General features: G+C 60.1%; 8 protein-coding genes. 5 read left to right on the top strand and 3 right to left on the bottom strand.

Going from position 1 to position 13,810, the window contains the following annotated elements:
• Window positions 1-10: 10 nt before the first annotated feature.
• Window positions 11-1,156 (bottom strand): IS481 family transposase, encoded by a 1,146-nt coding sequence (locus KSS97_RS21565; RefSeq protein ID WP_217860110.1) that lies wholly within the window; start codon window positions 1,154-1,156, stop codon window positions 11-13.
• Between the two features lie 287 nt (window positions 1,157-1,443).
• Window positions 1,444-2,589, bottom strand: a complete 1,146-nt coding sequence (locus tag KSS97_RS21560; protein ID WP_217860110.1) for an IS481 family transposase — start codon at window positions 2,587-2,589, stop codon at window positions 1,444-1,446.
• Between the two features lie 434 nt (window positions 2,590-3,023).
• Between KSS97_RS21560 and KSS97_RS21555 the strand changes: the two genes are divergently transcribed.
• Both KSS97_RS21555 and KSS97_RS21550 read left to right on the top strand, forming a co-directional pair.
• On the top strand, window positions 3,024-3,962 hold the full coding sequence (locus KSS97_RS21555; protein WP_198797164.1) for an aspartyl/asparaginyl beta-hydroxylase domain-containing protein: 939 nt from the start codon (window positions 3,024-3,026) through the stop codon (window positions 3,960-3,962).
• A 334-nt stretch (window positions 3,963-4,296) separates the two neighbouring features.
• Window positions 4,297-5,160, top strand: a complete 864-nt coding sequence (locus tag KSS97_RS21550; RefSeq protein ID WP_217860109.1) for a DMT family transporter — start codon at window positions 4,297-4,299, stop codon at window positions 5,158-5,160.
• A gap of 111 nt (window positions 5,161-5,271) precedes the next feature.
• On the opposite strand, the gene KSS97_RS21545 is transcribed toward KSS97_RS21550, so the two are convergent.
• Entirely contained in the window at window positions 5,272-6,162 is an 891-nt protein-coding gene (locus KSS97_RS21545) for a DMT family transporter (protein WP_217860108.1), read from the bottom strand.
• 130 nt (window positions 6,163-6,292) lie between these two features.
• On the opposite strand from KSS97_RS21545, the gene aceK reads away from it, so the two are divergent.
• The 3 genes from aceK (at window position 6,293) to KSS97_RS21530 (ending at window position 13,542) form a co-directional block, all read left to right on the top strand.
• The gene (gene aceK, locus KSS97_RS21540; RefSeq protein WP_217860107.1) at window positions 6,293-8,014 is read left to right on the top strand and encodes a bifunctional isocitrate dehydrogenase kinase/phosphatase; all 1,722 of its coding nucleotides are present in this window, start codon (window positions 6,293-6,295) and stop codon (window positions 8,012-8,014) included.
• A gap of 170 nt (window positions 8,015-8,184) precedes the next feature.
• Window positions 8,185-12,096, top strand: a complete 3,912-nt coding sequence (gene hrpA / locus KSS97_RS21535; RefSeq protein ID WP_217860106.1) for an ATP-dependent RNA helicase HrpA — start codon at window positions 8,185-8,187, stop codon at window positions 12,094-12,096.
• Between the two features lie 324 nt (window positions 12,097-12,420).
• The gene (locus tag KSS97_RS21530; RefSeq protein WP_217860105.1) at window positions 12,421-13,542 is read left to right on the top strand and encodes a beta-ketoacyl-ACP synthase III; all 1,122 of its coding nucleotides are present in this window, start codon (window positions 12,421-12,423) and stop codon (window positions 13,540-13,542) included.
• Window positions 13,543-13,810 lie beyond the last annotated feature (268 nt).

Raw genomic sequence — 13,810 nt, 5'->3', positions numbered from 1 at the left:
TGGTGGACAGTTAACGAAGCCGTTTACCTGATATTACGGATCGGACGTTCATGTCAATTTGTGCAACACGATGCCTACCCCAATAGACATCGTGCTTGCCGTCCTCCAAGGTCCTGCGCAAGCCCACACGCTCACCTGTAAAGGCCCGGCCCAGCTTTAACTCCCAGCCGCGCCAGTTGAGTTCTCCGTTAGCCTGGACGGTCCGAACTTCGTCATCGTCGCCGTATTCCAGTTCCGGTAACGCCTCTTGATAGCACAGCTCGCTCTGTCGGTACCGGGAGGCCGGAACGTTGTGATTCAGCGCTTGGTGAGGGCGTTGGTGGTTATAGACTTCCCGCCAGTGGTCAAAGGTTTGCTGAGCTGCGTCGAGGTCAATCAGTGTTCTGTCGGTGAGTAGTTCCGCCTTTAGGCTTCGATGAAAACGTTCGAGCTTACCCTGGGTTTGGGGGTGATAAGGCCGCGAGTGCGACACCTCGATACCTTGGCGCATCAGCCATAGCTCAAGGCCTGTGTAGGCATCTCCCTCGTGTCCCCAAGGTGGCCCATTGTCCATTGTCATGCGACGGGGCAGCCCGTAACGCCGAAAAGCACTGACCAAGTGGCCTTGCACCGTTTCCCTTTTTTCGTTTGCGCAGGCGGCAATTATCAGCGAAAAACGCGAATGATCATCCAGCAAGGTCAATGGATGACAACGCCCTGCACGCATGCCGACATGGCCTTTGAAGTCCATTTGCCAGAGATCGTTTGGTTGAGGATGCTCGAACCGAATGAAAGGTTTAATCAGAGATGCAGCGGGATCAATTCGATCGTTGCGCTTGAGGATGGCGTGCACGGTGCTGGGCGCCGGCATGACATGGCCTTTTTCTTCAAAGTACCGCTTGATCTTCCGGGCCCCCCAGGCAGTGTGTTCCAGGTTCAACTCCAGAATCTGTTTTTCAGGAGTGGCAGTAGTTTTTCCAGGTGAGGACAGCGGCCGTCGGGACTGGTCAATCAAGCCGGCAGCGCCTTTTTCCTCGAAACGTTTGAGCCACTTGTAGCCAGTCGTTCGGCTAATGCTGTAACGGCGACAAAGTTCTTTTATGTTCGCCCCATCTTGGCGGGCTAAGGAGACGAACTCAGTACGAAGCTGCAAGGCAGACACCTCTTTCCAGGACACACGACATCTCCAGATGATCAATGTGTCGTATTAAAAAGTGTCCACTATGTCCCCGAACAGGTGTTAACCATGTCCCCGGACCAAACAGCAGGGAGTGGCGAGGGGTTTTCTGTGGCGAGGGGATTTATCCCCGCTGGGCTGCGAGCAGCCCCCATTGCGATCAATTGCAGGATCTGTTTGGCCTTGTTGGGGTCGCTTCGCGACCCAGCGGGGATAAATCCCCTCGCCACAAATAGGTGTTTGGTCCGGGGACATGGTGGACACATGTTCGGAGACATGGTGGACAGTTAACGAAGCCGTTTACCTGATATTACGGATCGGACGTTCATGTCAATTTGTGCAACACGATGCCTACCCCAATAGACATCGTGCTTGCCGTCCTCCAAGGTCCTGCGCAAGCCCACACGCTCACCTGTAAAGGCCCGGCCCAGCTTTAACTCCCAGCCGCGCCAGTTGAGTTCTCCGTTAGCCTGGACGGTCCGAACTTCGTCATCGTCGCCGTATTCCAGTTCCGGTAACGCCTCTTGATAGCACAGCTCGCTCTGTCGGTACCGGGAGGCCGGAACGTTGTGATTCAGCGCTTGGTGAGGGCGTTGGTGGTTATAGACTTCCCGCCAGTGGTCAAAGGTTTGCTGAGCTGCGTCGAGGTCAATCAGTGTTCTGTCGGTGAGTAGTTCCGCCTTTAGGCTTCGATGAAAACGTTCGAGCTTACCCTGGGTTTGGGGGTGATAAGGCCGCGAGTGCGACACCTCGATACCTTGGCGCATCAGCCATAGCTCAAGGCCTGTGTAGGCATCTCCCTCGTGTCCCCAAGGTGGCCCATTGTCCATTGTCATGCGACGGGGCAGCCCGTAACGCCGAAAAGCACTGACCAAGTGGCCTTGCACCGTTTCCCTTTTTTCGTTTGCGCAGGCGGCAATTATCAGCGAAAAACGCGAATGATCATCCAGCAAGGTCAATGGATGACAACGCCCTGCACGCATGCCGACATGGCCTTTGAAGTCCATTTGCCAGAGATCGTTTGGTTGAGGATGCTCGAACCGAATGAAAGGTTTAATCAGAGATGCAGCGGGATCAATTCGATCGTTGCGCTTGAGGATGGCGTGCACGGTGCTGGGCGCCGGCATGACATGGCCTTTTTCTTCAAAGTACCGCTTGATCTTCCGGGCCCCCCAGGCAGTGTGTTCCAGGTTCAACTCCAGAATCTGTTTTTCAGGAGTGGCAGTAGTTTTTCCAGGTGAGGACAGCGGCCGTCGGGACTGGTCAATCAAGCCGGCAGCGCCTTTTTCCTCGAAACGTTTGAGCCACTTGTAGCCAGTCGTTCGGCTAATGCTGTAACGGCGACAAAGTTCTTTTATGTTCGCCCCATCTTGGCGGGCTAAGGAGACGAACTCAGTACGAAGCTGCAAGGCAGACACCTCTTTCCAGGACACACGACATCTCCAGATGATCAATGTGTCGTATTAAAAAGTGTCCACTATGTCCCCGAACAGGTGTTAACCATGTCCCCGGACCAAACAGCAGGGAGTGGCGAGGGGTTTTCTGTGGCGAGGGGATTTATCCCCGCTGGGCTGCGAGCAGCCCCCATTGCGATCAATTGCAGGATCTGTTTGGCCTTGTTGGGGTCGCTTCGCGACCCAGCGGGGATAAATCCCCTCGCCACAAATAGGTTTAGTTGCTCTGAAGATTGATTTGGTGTCAGCCAAGGTTCAGGCGACGCATGTTAACAAGGGCTTTGTTGCGTAATCCTCAACAGTGAATGTTGCGCCCGGCGATGTTTAACCGGCAAAGGGACGTTTAACATGGCCGGCCGCCGCGTCGGGCTGATGACGTTGCGTAAATGGTTCCAGACAAGGAGTTAAAAAGAATGACCGTTTCGTTTGTCGCGAAGGCCTCGGTGCTGCTGCTTTTCCTGGGCAGTACGCTGTATGTGCACTTGCGTGGCAAGGCGCGTTTGCCGGTGCTGCGCCAGTTCGTCAACCATTCGGCATTGTTCGCCCCTTACAACGCCTTGATGTACCTGTTTTCCGGCGTGCCCTCCAAGCCTTACCTCGATCGCAGCAAGTTCCCCGAACTGGACGTGCTCAAGGAGAACTGGCAAGTGATCCGCGACGAAGCGATGCATCTGTTCGACGAGGGTTACATTCGCGCCGCCGAGAAAGACAACGATGCCGGCTTTGGCTCGTTCTTCAAGAAGGGCTGGAAGCGCTTCTACCTCAAGTGGTACGACAAACCGCTGCCGTCTGCCGAGTTGCTGTGCCCCCGGACCGTCGAGCTGGTCAGCCAGATCCCCAATGTGCGAGGCGCGATGTTTGCCTTGTTGCCGGGGGGCAGTCACCTGAACCCCCATCGCGATCCCTTCGCCGGGTCCCTGCGTTACCACCTGGGGCTGTCCACACCCAATTCCGATGATTGCCGGATCTTCGTCGACGGGCAGATCTACGCCTGGCGCGACGGTGAAGACGTGATGTTCGATGAAACCTATGTGCATTGGGTCAAGAATGAAACATCGCAGACGCGTGTGATTCTGTTCTGCGATGTCGAACGGCCGTTGAGCAACCGGTTGATGACCCGGCTCAACCGCGCCATCAGCGCCTTCCTCGGGCGGGCCACCGCACCGCAGAACCTTGATGACGAACGTGTCGGCGGTATCAACCGGGCCTATGCCTGGAGCAAGTCGTTCAGCGACGGCATCAGCGGCAAGGTCAAGCAATTCAAGCGCAAGCACCCCAAGGCCTATCGGGTCATGCGTCCCGTCCTGGCCGTAGCCGTATTCACGGCGCTGGGCTACTGGTTGTTTGTCTAGATATTGCGTTACACATAGAGCGCTGGTTATAGTCGGCGCTCGGTTTTCGGACCCATCCCCCAAGAGATCGGCTCATGCCTGCATCCCCTTTCACCGCGGTCGTGGTTCCAGCGTTCAACGCTGGCGTCGTGCCGTGCGGGAATCGGTCGCCTGAGCAGATCGGTCAATACCCTCCACCTGTCAGTCGCTCACCGGTATACGCCTGCGTATCACCGCCGGGTGTTGGTGTTCAGGGCTGATCGGCAACGGTTGCCGTTCCCTGTGCCCGCCTGAAAAAACGACTGGATTTCAGCTTCGGCTGAGTTGGCTTCTTGCCTGACTACAGGTGGTATTCATGTTTTCCCTTTCCAAAAACGCCTTATTGGCGACGGCTTCCACGAGCCTGTTCGTTCTGCTGTGGAGCAGCGGGGCGATCTTTTCCAAACTGGGCCTGGCCCATGCGTCACCTTTCGCTTTCCTGCTGATCCGTTTTGCTATCGCACTGTGTGCGTTGGTGCTGTTGATACCCATGTTGAAGTTCACGTTGCCCAAAGCCGGCAAGCCGATGTGGTACGCGGCGGCGACCGGCCTGGTGTTATTGGGTGCCTACCAGATTTTCTATCTGTTGGCGCTGCAACTGAACGTCACCCCCGGGGTGATGGCCACGCTGATGGGTGTGCAGCCGATCCTTACCGTGGTGCTCATGGAGCGCCAGCGTTCCTGGCAGCGGATGTTCGGCCTGGCGCTGGGATTGGTGGGCTTGATCATGGTGGTGTATCAGGGCATCGGCCTGGCCGGCATGTCACTGGCGGGCATGCTGTGCGGGTTGTTGGCGCTGGTGAGCATGACGGCGGGGTCCATCATGCAGAAGCGCATCACCGATAATCCGCTGGGCACGCTGCCGGTGCAGTACCTGGCCGGGCTCGTGTTGTGCGCGGTGTTCGTTCCGTTCCAACCGTTCCACTTCGAGCACGGCGCGGGTTTCATCGTGCCGGTGTTGTGGATGGGGCTGGTGGTGTCGGTGCTGGCGACGTTGTTGCTGTACCGGCTGATCGCCCGGGGTAACCTGGTGAACGTCACCAGCCTGTTCTACCTGGTGCCGGCGGTGACGGCGATCATGGACTACCTGGTGTTCGGCAACTGGTTGGCGTTGTTGAGCTTGCTGGGGATGGCGTTGATCATTGTCGGGTTGGTGTTTGTGTTTCGTAAGAGCCGATAGCTAACTCGTTGGCAGTACCACCGCTATCGCGAGCAGGCTCGCTCCCACAGGTTACGCGCAATCCCTGTGGGAGCGGGCTTGCTCGCGAAGCTTTTCGGCCATCCCAATGAACTACCGGCTAGACACCCCAGGCTTCAACACCAACCACAACGCCGCCGCAATCAACACCCCGCCATACACATGCGCCATGCCCAGCGGCTCATCCAGCAGCAACGCGCCCCACAACACCCCGAACGGCGGGATCAGAAAGGTCGTGGTCATGGACTTGACCGGGCCGATGGAGCTCAGCAGCCGGAAATAAAGAATATAGGCGAATGCCGTACACACCAGGCCCAGGCCCAGCAGTGACAGCCAGACGCTCCAGCCACCCCAACTGGCCGGCGGTTGGGTGATCACGCTGTAGCCAAACAGCGGCAACAGGAAGAGCGTGGCGCCGAACATGCTGCCCAGGGCGGACAGGCGACTGTCCAGGCCGCCTTGATGATCGAGCCAGCGCCGGGTGAGGAAGCCGGCAAAGCCGTAGCAGGTGGTCGCGAGCAGACAGGCGAGGGCGCCCATCAGCAGTTGCAGGTCGAACGCCACCGGGCCGGCCCGGGTGAGGATCGCGACGCCCATCAGGCCGAGAAAGACCCCGCTGACCTTCGCCGCCGTGAGTGGCTCGCGGAAAAACAGCCCACCGATCAACACGCCCATCAGCGGTGTCGTCGCGTTGAAGATCGCCGAATAACCGGCCGGCAACACTTGCGCTGCCAGGGAGTAGAACGTTGCCGGAATACCCGAGTTGATCAAGCCCAGTACCATCACGGCTTTCAGCTTGCCGCGAAAATTCCAGTCGACACGCATCAGCGCGAGGATGACCAGCAGGCCGACGAAGGCAATGGAAACGCGGAAGAAGGCCGTAGGAATCGTGCCAAGGACCGGGGCGATGATGCGCATGAACAAAAAGCTCGCGCCCCAGATGGCGGCCAGTGACAGCAAACGCAGGATATCGACGAGGTTCACGAATCTGTCCTTCCTTGATCGGGCCGCAAGTGTCGCCCCGCCAAACACCGATGGCAATGGTTGCGTTGCCGAGCAATTGACCTCTAAGCTCAATCGCCAATAACAAGCATGACCCGCCGAGGTTTACCCTATGCCGCAGCCATGGCCCGCCACCGATATCGCCCGTTCGATCCTCGACGGCTTCGACGATTATCGCGAGCATTTCCGGCAGATCACCGATGGCGCCCGCGCCCGGTTCGAGCAGGCCCAATGGCTGGAGGCGCAGGCGGCATCGGCGGCGCGCATCAATCTGTATGAAGAAAAAGTTTTCGAAACCGTCGCCAGGTTACGCGACGCCTTCGCTGCCGAAGCCTTGATGGATGTCGGCTGCTGGCCGCTGGTGAAAAGCGCCTACATCAGCCTGATCGACCTGCGCTTTGACGACGAATTGTCGGAGACCTGGTACAACTCGATCTTCTGCGGCCTGTTCAGTCATGACCTGATCAGCGACGGCACCATGTTCATCCACACGACGCGGCCAAGCCTGCGCCGTGCCCGCGCGGCCCAGACCCGTAGCTACAAGCCCCAGGGGCAACTGGACAAGATGCTGGTGGCGATCTTCGCCGATTATCGCTTCAGCGAGGAGTACGCCGACCTGCCTGGCGACCTGCAACGCCTCGAAAGCCAACTGCGCGAGAACCTGCCGGACTGGGTCTGCAAGGACCCGGAACTGACGGTCGAACTGTTTTCCTCGGTGCTCTATCGCAACAAGGGCGCCTACCTGGTGGGCCGCATCTACACCCGCGACGACCAATGGCCGCTGGTGATCCCGCTGCTGCACCGCGAAGGTCGCGGTATCCAGATCGACGCGCTGATCACCGACGAGGCGCAGGTGTCGATCATTTTCTCGTTCACCCGTTCGTACTTCATGGTCGACGTGCCGGTGCCGGCGGAATTCATCGGTTTTCTCAAGCGCATCCTGCCGGGCAAACACATCGCCGAGTTGTACACCTCGATTGGTTTCTACAAGCACGGCAAGTCGGAGTTCTACCGCGCCTTGATCAACCACCTGGCGAACACCGACGACCAGTTCATCATGGCGCCGGGTGTGCGCGGCATGGTCATGAGCGTGTTTACCCTGCCGGGCTTCAACACGGTGTTCAAGATCATCAAGGACCGTTTCTCACCGTCGAAAAACGTCGACCGGGCCACGGTCATCGAGAAGTACCGACTGGTGAAAAGCGTCGACCGGGTCGGGCGCATGGCCGACACCCAGGAGTTCGCCGATTTTCGCTTTCCCCTGGGCAAGTTCGAGCCGGCCTGCCTGGAGGAACTGCTTGAGGTCGCGCCGTCCACGGTGTCGGTGGAAGGCGACACCGTGCTGATTCGCCACTGCTGGACCGAACGCCGGATGACGCCCCTGAACCTCTATCTGGAAAATGCCAATGAAGCCCAGGTGCGCGAGGCGCTGGAAGATTATGGCCTGGCGATCAAACAGCTGGCGGCGGCCAATATCTTCCCCGGCGACATGCTGCTCAAGAACTTCGGCGTGACCCGCCACGGCCGCGTGGTGTTCTACGACTACGATGAAATCTGCTTCCTCACCGAAGCCAATTTCCGCCATATCCCCCAGCCGCGCACGCCGGAAGATGAGATGGCGTCCGAGCCCTGGTATTCCATCGGCCCGCTGGATGTCTTCCCGGAAGAATTCCCGCCGTTCCTGTTCGCCGATGCCGGCCAGCGCAAGCTCTTCGATCAACTGCACGGCGAGCTGTACAACGCTGACTACTGGAAAGGCCTGCAAGAGGCGATCCGGGCGGGGAAGGTGATCGATGTGTTCCCGTATCGGCGCAAGGACCCGGACAGCGAGTAACCTCCAGGCAAACGCGCCTCCCTTGCCACAACAGCATTCCTTGACGCAGATCCCCTGTGGGAGCGAGCTTGCTCGCTCCCACAGGGTGTGGCTGTTTCTGTGTTCGGCGCAATAGCCGCAAATCTGCGACAATCGCCCCCTCGCTCAAACCGACGACCCCTGCGTACCTGATGACCGACCAAGCCCCTACAATCGACAAACTGCTGAAAAACCTCGATCACGCCATGCTCGCCGACCGGCACCGGTTGCGGCGGCAGTTGCTCGAGCTGCGCAAGAAACCCGACGAAGCCAAGCTGGCCCAGTGGGTGACGCGCATGCAGGCGTCGTGCGACCAGGTGCTGGCGCGCAAGGCGAGCGTGCCGTCGATACGCTACGACGACAACTTGCCGATCGCCGCCAAACGCGACGAAATCAAGGAGGCGTTGCTCAAGCATCAGGTGTTGATCATTGCCGGCGAAACCGGCTCGGGCAAAACCACGCAGTTGCCGAAGATCTGCCTGGAAATCGGCCGCGGCCAGCAGGGCTTGATCGGCCACACCCAGCCGCGCCGCATCGCGGCCCGCAGCGTGGCGAGCCGGGTCGCCGATGAGCTGGCCACGCCGTTGGGCGCGCTGGTGGGTTATCAGGTGCGGTTCGAGGACCAGAGCGACGCCAACACCCTGATCAAGCTGATGACCGACGGTATCCTGCTGGCCGAAACCCAGAACGACCGTTACCTCGAACGCTACGACACGATCATCGTCGACGAAGCCCACGAGCGCAGCCTGAACATCGACTTCCTGCTCGGCTACCTCAAGACCCTGCTGCCGCGTCGTCCGGACCTGAAAGTCATCATCACCTCGGCGACCATCGACCTGGAGCGCTTCTCCAAGCATTTTGATGACGCGCCAATCGTTGAAGTCTCGGGCCGCACCTTCCCGGTGGAAACCTGGTATCGCCCGCTGACGCTGGAGCAGGACGAGGAGGGCAACCGGGTCGAGGACGACTTGACCGTCGACCAGGCGATCCTCGCCACCCTCGACGAAATCGCCGCCTACGAGCGCAGCGAACGGCGCAGCCCCGGCGATGTGCTGGTGTTTTTGCCGGGCGAGCGGGAGATTCGCGACGCCGCGGAGATGCTGCGCAAGGCCCAGCTCAAGCACACCGAAATCCTGCCGCTGTATGCGCGCCTGTCGCCCGCCGAACAACAACGCATCTTCCAGTCCCACCCGGGCCGTCGCGTGGTGCTGGCGACCAACGTCGCCGAGACCTCGCTGACCGTGCCGGGCATCCGCTACGTGATCGACAGCGGCACCGCGCGCATCAGCCGCTACAGCTATCGCGCCAAGGTCCAGCGCTTGCCCATCGAAGCCATTTCCCAGGCCAGCGCCAACCAGCGCAAGGGCCGCTGCGGACGGGTCGAGCCGGGGATTTGCGTGCGCCTGTACAGCGAGGAAGATTTCCTCAGCCGTCCCGAGTTCACCGATCCGGAAATCCTGCGCACCAACCTGGCGGCGGTGATCCTGCAGATGCTGCACCTGCGCCTCGGCGAAATCACCGATTTCCCGTTCATCGAGCCGCCGGACGGCAAGGCTATCAGCGACGGTTTCAACCTGCTGCAAGAACTCTCGGCGGTGGATCGCAACAGCCAGTTGACGCCGTTGGGTCGGCAATTGGCGCGCCTGCCGGTGGACCCACGCATGGGCCGCATGTTGTTGGAAGCGGCGAAATTGGGCAGCCTCCAGGAAGTGCTGATCGTTGCCAGCGCCATGTCGATCCAGGACCCGCGCGAGCGTCCGCCCGAGCGCCAACAGGCCGCCGACCAGGCCCACGCCCAATGGAAGGACGCGGATTCGGACTTTGCCGGGCTGGTCAATCTGTGGCGCGGTTTTGAAGAGCAGCGCCAGGCCTTGACCGCCAGCCCGCTGCGCAACTGGTGCCGCAAGAACTTCCTGAATTATCTGCGCCTGCGCGAATGGCGCGATTCCCATCGCCAGTTGAGCCTGATCTGCCGCGACATGCAGCTGAGCCTCAACAAGGACCCGGCCGACTACCCGAAACTGCACAAGGCCGTACTGTCGGGCCTGTTGAGCCAGATCGGCCAGAAGACCGAAGACGGCGACTACCTCGGCGCTCGCCAGCGCCGGTTTTGGGTCCATCCATCGTCAGGCCTGGGCAAGAAACGCCCGCAGTGGTTGATGACCGCGGAGCTGGTGGAAACCACCAAGTTGTACGCACGCATGGTGGCGAAGATCGAGCCGGACTGGATCGAACCGCTGGCCGGGCACCTGATCAAGAAAAACCACTTCGAGCCCCATTGGGAGAAGAAGCGCGGGCAAGTGGTGGCCTATGAGCAAATCACCTTGTTCGGCCTCATCGTCGTCGGTCGCAGGCCGGTGCACTACGGGCCGGTGGATCCGGTGGTGTCCCGTGAGTTGTTCATCCGCGAGGCGCTGGTACGCGGCGAGATCCAGTCGAAGGCCAAGTGCCTGAGCGCCAACACGCGCTTGCTGGAACAACTCGACGAGCTCGAAGCCAAGGCCCGTCGCCGTGACATCCTCGCGGACGAGGAAACCCTGTTTGCCTTCTACGATGCGCGCCTGCCCGCCGAGATCCACCAGACCGCGACGTTCGATAGCTGGTACCGGATCAACAGCCAGAAAGACCCGCAGCTGCTGATCATGCGTGAGGAAGACGTGCTGGCCCGCGAGGCGAGCGAGGTGACGGCCAACCAGTACCCCGACACCTTGCGTGTCGGCGACCTGACCTTGCCGTTGAGCTATCACTTCGAACCCAACCATCCCCGCGACGGTGTGACCTTGCGGGTGCCGGCGCCGCTGCTGCCGATGCTCCCGCCGGAGCGTCTGGACTGGCTGGTGCCGGGGATGATCGAAGCCAAGTGCATCGCCCTGGTGCGCAACCTGCCCAAGGCCTTGCGCAAGAACTTCGTGCCGGTGCCGGATTTCGTCAAGGCGGCGCTGCAGCGCATTACGTTTGCCGAGGGCTCGTTGCCACAGTCGTTGGGGCGTGAGCTGCTGCGCATGACCGGCGCGCGGGTCAGTGATGAAGCCTGGGCCGAAGCGACGCAGCAGGTTGAAAGCCATCTGCGCATGAACCTTGAAATCGTCGATGGCCAGGGCAAGTTTCTCGGCGAAGGGCGAGACCTGGCCGAACTGACCGCGCGGTTTGCCGAAGCCAGCCAGGCCGCGTTGGCCGTGCCGCAAACGGCCAAGAGCCAGGAACCGGTGGAAGCGAAAGTCTTCGCGCCGGTGGCCGAGAAAACCCAGCAGAAGATTGCCGGATTGTCGATGACGGTCTACCCGGCGTTGGTGGAAGAGGGCGGGGTGGTCAAGGAAGGACGCTTCCCGACCCCGGCCGAAGCCGAGTTCCAGCATCGTCGCGCGTTGCAGCGCTTGCTCATGCAGCAATTGGCCGAAACGGCGAAGTTTCTCCGAGGCAAACTGCCCGGGTTGACGGAGTTGGGCTTGTTGTACCGCGAGCTTGGGCGCGTGGACGGTCTGGTGGAAGACATCCTGCTGGTCAGCCTCGACAGCTGCATCCTCGAAGGCGAGCCGAGCCTGCCCCGTGACGGTGCCGCACTGGCGGCCCTGGCCGAGCGCAAGCGTGGCGGCTGGACCGAGCACGCCGAACGCCTGGCGAAACTGACCCTGGACATCCTCAAAATCTGGCACGGCTTGCAGAAACGCTTCAAGGGCAAGATCGACCTCGCCCAGGCCGTGGCGCTGAATGACATCAAGCAGCAGCTTAGCCACCTGGTGTATCCGGGTTTCGTGCGGGAAACCCCGCACCAATGGCTCAAGGAGCTGCCGCGCTACCTCAAGGCCATCGAGCAACGCTTCGAGAAGCTGGGCAGCCAGGTGCAGAAGGACCGGGTCTGGAGCGGCGAGCTGTCCAACCTCTGGGCGCAATACCAGGCCCGCGCCAGCAAACACGCCCAGGAAGGCAAGCGCGACCCGCAATTGGAGCTGTACCGTTGGTGGCTTGAGGAATACCGCGTGTCGCTGTTTGCCCAGCAGTTGGGGACCAAGGTGCCGATTTCCGACAAGCGTCTGGGCAAGCAGTGGGGGTTGGTGGAGGCTTGATCAAACTCCTGCCATCCCCTGTGGGAGCGAGCCTGCTCGCGAAAGCGGTGGTTCAGTTGCATTGATCTTGCCTGATACACCGCCTTCGCGAGCAGGCTCGCTCCCACAGGATTCCTGCCTGATAAAAGGGAACATGGGCCAAACGCCAGCGTTTATGGCAAACTTCGCGGCTATAAATGCCGGTCCCGTGGTTTTGCGCTTCAATCTCACGGGCGGATCGGAATAAAGCGATGCCTGGGCTGCTTCCCCGGATGGGAAAAGTCCCTTTGTGTGTTGGTACGTCGGTGCCAATATTTTCTGCCTGAACAGATCAGAGACACGACCATGCATAACGTCGTCATCAGCGGCACCGGCCTGTACACCCCGGCCAACAGCATCTCCAACGAAGAGCTGGTGCAATCTTTCAATACCTATGTCGCGCAGTTCAACGCCGATAACGCCGAGGCCATCGAGCGCGGCGAAGTGGAAGCATTGACCGAATCCAATGCGGCGTTCATCGAAAAGGCGTCGGGCATCAAGAGCCGCTTTGTCATGGACAAGGACGGTATCCTCGATCCACAACGCATGACCCCACGCCTGCCCGAGCGCTCCAACGACGAGTGGTCGGTGCTTTGCGAAATGGCCGTCGGCGCCGCGAAACAAGCCCTTGAGCGCGCCGGCCGTACCGCCGCCGACATCGACGGCGTGATCGTTGCCTGCTCCAACCTGCAGCGTCCATACCCGGCCATCGCCATCGAAGTCCAGGAAGCCCTGGGCATCGAAGGTTTTGGTTTCGACATGAACGTGGCCTGTTCCTCGGCGACGTTCGGCATCCAGGCCGCCGCCAACAGCGTGCAGTTGGGCCAGGCCCGGGCGATCCTGATGGTCAACCCGGAAGTGTGCACCGGCCACCTGAATTTTCGTGACCGCGACAGCCATTTCATCTTCGGTGACGCGGCCACGGCCGTGATCATCGAGCGCGCGGACCAGGCGACCTCGCCGTACCAGTTCGACGTGGTCAGCACCAAGCTGCTCACCAAATTCTCCAACAACATCCGCAACAACTACGGCTTCCTCAACCGCGCGGCGGAAGAGGGCATCGGCACGCGGGACAAACTGTTCGTCCAGGAAGGCCGCAAGGTGTTCCGTGATGTCTGCCCAATGGTGGCGGAGCTGATCGGCGCTCATTTGGCAGAAAACCAGCTGAACGTCGGCGAAGTGAAGCGATTCTGGCTGCATCAGGCCAACCTGAGCATGAACCAGCTGATCGTGCGCAAGCTGCTGGGACGCGAAGCCACCGAAGAGGAAGCCCCGGTGATCCTCGACCGCTACGCCAACACCAGCTCGGCCGGTTCGGTGATTTCATTCCACATGTATCAGGACGACTTGCCCAGCGGTTCGGTCGCGGTGCTCAGTTCGTTTGGCGCCGGCTATTCGATCGGCAGCGTGATCCTGCGCAAGCGTTGATCTGCCCCTGCTCGATTTCCTGTGGCGATGGAGCAAGCTCCCTCGCCACAAAAAGCAGCCTGATCAGCTCTTCACCGCTCTAGCTTGCCGCTCGCAGCTCACCTCTCGAAGCTGCTCTTTTTTTTATTCCCTTTCGAAGTAAAAAGTTCCGCTGTCATAAAATCTTTATGTGATAGCAACTCGCCTGACATAACCCATCGCCAAGATCCCCTCCCAACACCAGCGGGCCCAGTTCCGCGTGTTTTCTAACGCATAGACTACCAACTAG

Source organism: Pseudomonas alvandae, assembly GCF_019141525.1.
GTDB classification, from domain to species: Bacteria; Pseudomonadota; Gammaproteobacteria; order Pseudomonadales; family Pseudomonadaceae; genus Aquipseudomonas; species Aquipseudomonas alvandae.
This window is presented reverse-complemented; position numbering and strand designations above follow the sequence as displayed.

Coding starts and splice junctions, on each gene's coding strand:
- aceK (WP_217860107.1), top strand. CDS start 6,293: ATGCCGCAGCCATGGCCCGCCACCGATATCGCCCGTTCGATCCTCGAC.
- KSS97_RS21550 (WP_217860109.1), top strand. CDS start 4,297: ATGTTTTCCCTTTCCAAAAACGCCTTATTGGCGACGGCTTCCACGAGC.
- hrpA (WP_217860106.1), top strand. CDS start 8,185: ATGACCGACCAAGCCCCTACAATCGACAAACTGCTGAAAAACCTCGAT.
- KSS97_RS21555 (WP_198797164.1), top strand. CDS start 3,024: ATGACCGTTTCGTTTGTCGCGAAGGCCTCGGTGCTGCTGCTTTTCCTG.
- KSS97_RS21530 (WP_217860105.1), top strand. CDS start 12,421: ATGCATAACGTCGTCATCAGCGGCACCGGCCTGTACACCCCGGCCAAC.